The sequence below is a fragment of the Actinomadura sp. 7K507 genome (assembly GCF_004348425.1).
Lineage (GTDB): Bacteria > Actinomycetota > Actinomycetes > Streptosporangiales > Streptosporangiaceae > Spirillospora.
The window spans coordinates 1-2,369 of the sequence record NZ_SMKK01000477.1; the positions used below are offsets into that span (position 1 = coordinate 1).

General features: G+C 70.0%; 3 protein-coding genes and 1 pseudogene. 3 read left to right on the top strand and 1 reads right to left on the bottom strand.

The genetic code is table 11. From position 1 onward, the window contains the following. Positions 1-205 (bottom strand): annotated as a pseudogene (locus E1285_RS47030) (hypothetical protein); the annotation flags it as partial. A 19-nt stretch (positions 206-224) separates the two neighbouring features. On the opposite strand from E1285_RS47030, the gene E1285_RS44570 reads away from it, so the two are divergent. The 3 genes from E1285_RS44570 to E1285_RS44580 are packed head-to-tail and all read left to right on the top strand — an operon-like array spanning position 225 to position 2,280. Continuing rightward, the gene (locus tag E1285_RS44570; RefSeq protein WP_132160949.1) at positions 225-1,469 is read left to right on the top strand and encodes a hypothetical protein; all 1,245 of its coding nucleotides are present in this window, start codon (positions 225-227) and stop codon (positions 1,467-1,469) included. Further along, complete coding sequence (locus tag E1285_RS44575) at positions 1,448-1,879, top strand: hypothetical protein (RefSeq protein ID WP_165967045.1); 432 nt, start codon at positions 1,448-1,450, stop codon at positions 1,877-1,879. Before E1285_RS44570 ends, E1285_RS44575 begins: the two co-directional genes overlap by 22 nt. Continuing rightward, positions 1,876-2,280 (top strand): DUF3592 domain-containing protein, encoded by a 405-nt coding sequence (locus tag E1285_RS44580; RefSeq protein ID WP_165967046.1) that lies wholly within the window; start codon positions 1,876-1,878, stop codon positions 2,278-2,280. Before E1285_RS44575 ends, E1285_RS44580 begins: the two co-directional genes overlap by 4 nt. Positions 2,281-2,369 lie beyond the last annotated feature (89 nt).

The following is a 2,369-nucleotide window of genomic DNA, read 5'->3' on the forward strand; positions in this document are numbered from 1 at the left end:
CGTCCACCCCGACCGGCGCCCCCTCGAACGGCCCGACGGGTGACCCTTCGGGTGGCCCGACCGGGGATCCTTCGGGGGTGCCGACGGGGCCGTCGCCGTCGGTTTCGGGGAGTCCTGCGCCGTCGGACGGTCCTTCTCCCTCGCCGACGCCGCCGGTCCAGCCCGTCACGAAACCCGATCCGACCTGCTCGGGCGACCGTGACATCGGGTACCGCGACCTGACGGTGATCGTGCCCGTCCGGTACGTCAACGTCCGCGGCAGCGTCCGGGTCTTCTACTCGATCACCAAGGTCATCGGAAAGGACGGCAAGGCGCGCTGGGTCGTCGATGTCGGCGGCTTCGGGGAACTCGGCGTCGCCGCGCCCAAACTGCCCTTCCTGAAAGGCGCATGGCTCGGCGGCAACGGCACCGGAACGCAGAGTTTCTCGTTCGACAACGAGAAGGACGCCAAGGACTTCCCGCGGGAGTACGCCGCCGCGCTCGCCAAGAAATCGCTGGAGTACAACCCTGCCGTCGCGCCGCTGCTCAAAGTGCCGTTCCTCGGGGACCAGCTGCGGAAATGGCTCGGCGACACCGAGTTGAAGACGCCGGACAAGACGTCGGTGGAGGTCGGGCCCGCCGGCGGGGCGACCCCGAACATCTCGCTTCCGGGCGAGGTCGCCGAAGCCTCCGCGCCGACCAGGTTCTGGTCGATGGCCGGGGTCGCACGGGACAAGGACGGCAACTGGATTCTCAACCTTCGCGACAAGGCGCTCACCGACCCGACGTTGATGGTGGATCTCAGCAAGCTGCCCAAGCAGGTCGTGCAGCGCGGCGCCGACGCGATGCTGACCTACCTGGAGAAGCAGGGCCAGAGCAAGTTCGGACCCGAGTTCAAGGTGCCGCCCAAGCTGCGCAATTACGTCTCCACCGCCGTGAAGAGGGGCGTCAAGGCGGGGATGACCGTGGAGTTCATCGGCCAGAACGAACTGCAGTACACGCTCGACAAGCATGGAAACCCGGTGAAGTTCACCCGCTCCACGTCGTTCTCGTGGACGGCGCGACTGCGAGGCAACGTCTCGCCCGTCGACAACGTCCCGATCACGGGTCAGGTGCCCCTGCCGGGCTTCAGCGGCGGCCGCACGGTCACCAACTACGCACTCGACCTTCGAGATCCGCACAACCGGGCCGAGGCGACGCGCTTGATGGCGCTGGGCGCGCTCAGCTGGAAGGCAGGGGTGGGGTCGGCCGTGAACCAGCTGACGCCGCAGGGACGAAGACTCGACGAGCTCTTCAGGCGACGCGGCACGGTGACAGAGTTGACCTACGACGAGTCCGCCGGCGGCCTCAGCGGCGGCATCGAAGGACGCGGCAAACGGGGCGACGGGGCGCTGCGCATCGAAGGCGAGAACGGCCATTCCGTACTGACCGGTGCCAAGATCTGGCGAGATGGACAAGGATGGGTGCCATGGACCGAATGCCATCGTTGACCCGGTGGGCCGGGGTGATACCGGAGCTGCGGGCGGTGGCCGAGGGCGCGCTGGTCATGGCCGGCACGCTCGTCCTGCTCATGCTGGGCGTCGTGGTGGCCGGTCTGCTGCCTGCGAACATCGTCCTCGGCTCGGGCTTCTTCTGGACGGCGACCGTCGCCGGCGGCCTCGTCCTGCTGCTCGGCGCGGCGGTCGCCGGGGGACTGGCCGTCCGCCGGCTCCGCGCCCCGGGCTGGGCCCGGCCGCCGCTGGCCCTCGCCGGGCCGGTGGGCGTGGTCGCGCTCCTCGCCGTCCCCACGTGGGCGGGCGGCGAACCCGCCGCCGGGTCGCTCTACCTGGGCGCGACGCTCGTCGGCGGCGTCGCCGGCGCGCTGATCTCGCCGCGGCTCGGCGCCGCGCGGGGACGGTGACCACGGTGCAGGTCGTCGTCGCGAGCCTCACCACGCTGGTGGCCCTGGTGCTCCTGTGCTCCGCACCGGCCTTCCTGGTCAGGAGGTTCGGGTTCCTGGGCCGTTCCGAGCGCACGTACGGCGAGGTCGCGGGCCGCAGCCTGGAGCATTCCGGGGACGGTGTGTCGACCGCCCGGCTCCAGATCCGCTACCGGGCGAAGGACGGGCGGGAGTACACGCTCGATCAGAAGTCGGAGCATGACCGGAAGGTCGGCGAGGCCGTCGAGGTCCTCTACGACCCGGACCGGCCCGAACACGCCTACCTGAAGTTCGGCATGACCTACGTGGTGGCGGTGACCCTGGTGATGCTGGTGATCGGGGTGGGCCTCGCCCTCTTCGCCCTGATGATGTGGCGGGCTTGAGCATGAGGAGTCCGGTGTCCCGCCTGGCCGTCCTGCTGTGCGCGTTGTCGCTCGCCGCGGGATGCTCCGGTGGCGGGGACGGAGGAGGC

Excerpts from the sequence above, each read along its gene's own strand:
- E1285_RS44575 (WP_165967045.1), top strand. The coding sequence starts at position 1,448 with ATGGACCGAATGCCATCGTTGACCCGGTGGGCCGGGGTGATACCGGAG.